1 protein-coding gene is annotated in these 1,700 nt (G+C 67.9%); it reads right to left on the reverse strand.

Features of this window, described 5'->3' with window-relative positions; genetic code table 11:
• Positions 1 to 1,700, reverse strand: a 1,700-nt coding sequence (locus tag DMB66_RS59670) for a LamG-like jellyroll fold domain-containing protein (RefSeq protein ID WP_233625628.1), incomplete at both ends; no start/stop codon positions are given.

The following is a 1,700-nucleotide window of genomic DNA, read 5'->3' on the forward strand; positions in this document are numbered from 1 at the left end:
AGCACGCCCTCGGCGATCGGCTTGCTGACCTTGCGCACGCCGTCCAGGTAGATGGTCTGCACGTCGGCCGTCACCGACATGACGACGTGGTGCCACTCGTTGTTGCGCACGTCGCCGGGCACCGTCATCGGGCTGGGCGTGGCCGAGGTGGTCTTGAACTGGCCGCGGAGCTGGCCGCTGGTGTCGATGTAGAGCAGCGGCACACCGGTGGTCGGCGTCTGGTCGACCGCCTTGTCCTGATAGCCCAGGAGCGGGCCGCCGGACTGGGTGCCGGAGATCTTGAACCACATCTCGACCGCGGTGTCGCGGCTGCGCTTCACGATGCCCTTCGGCAGCTCGACCACCGAGGTGTTGCCGTTGAACAGGGCCGCGGTGTTGTCCGTGCCCGCCAGGGCGCCGGCCTCCTCGAACGTGACGTTGCGGGCCACGCCGGCGTCCTTGCCGAGGTTGTTCAGGATCTCGCTGCCGACCGCCGAGGCTTCCTTCTTCTCGCCGAAGCGCCAGTAGGAGTCCGGGTCGCTGTCGAGCACTCCGCCTCGGTAGTGCGAGCCGTCCGCGTACGAATACGTCGTGCAGGACACGATGCCCGGCGAGCACACCTTGGTCAGCTTGTCGCCGTCGTACTGGTAGGTCCAGGTGAGCTGGCGACCGCCGACCGCCTCGGTGGAGACGCTGGTGACGTGTCCGGCCGCGTTCCAGCCGAGCGTCAGGGACCGGCCGATGCTGTTCTGGGCCAGCTTGGCCTGCATCTTGGCGATCCGGCCGTTGGTCACGTCGGGGAAGAACTCCACTGCCCGGTCGAACTTGTCCTTGATCCGGACGAGCCGGCCACTGGGCGCACCGTTGAACTGGTAGACGTTGGCGGCCGAGTCCTTGAGGTTGAACAGGCCCAGGGCGCTGTCCCAGCTCAGCTGCGCGTTGCGGCCCAGCGGCGCGGCGTACGTGTTGTCGGCGTTCTTGCCGAACCGCACCTGCTGCCCGTCCGGGTAGGTGACCAGGACGTTGCCGGAGCCGTCGGCGTCCGCGACGACCTTCATGTCGAGCTGGCTCATCCAGCCCGTGCCGAACGCCAGGTCGGTGCGCGGGTCGAGGCTGTTGTAGGTACGCACGATCTTGAGTGGCGGCCCGGCGATGGCGACCGTCGCGTCCACCGCGCCGGTGCTGAAGTTGCCGAGGTCGGGGTCGAAGTCGCGATCGGTGCTGCCGAACGGCGCGTTGGCGATCCGCGACGTGATCTCAGGCTGTGGTACGGCGGTGATCAGGGTGGCGTAGTCGGTGGCGACCTCGGTGGCGTTGTCCTTGACGAACGCGCGCCAGAGGTAACTCGTGCTCCACTTGAGCTTCGCGGCCGGGATGGTGAACGCCTGCTTGGCCTGGTATGCCGTCGTCGTGCAGCCGGTCGGCTTGCCGTCCGCGGCCACCGCGCAGTACTCGAACTTGTACGACAGGGTCGTCTTGGGCGGCGCGTCCAGGTCGGTCGCCTGCGCCCAGAGCTGCGGGGTCAGGACCGGCGACTGGTAGCCGTTCGGCGGGAACAGGTCACCGATGACCGGGGCGATGTTGTCCACCCGCAGCGCGATCCGGGCGGGCGCCACGCTCTCGTCGGTGAAGACCACCTTGCCGTTGGCCGTGGCCATGGTGAAGTCGATCAGGTATTCACCGATGGGCAGCGCCTGGATCGTCGCCTCGATGGTCGCCGA

It is taken from the genome of Actinoplanes sp. ATCC 53533, assembly GCF_003947245.1.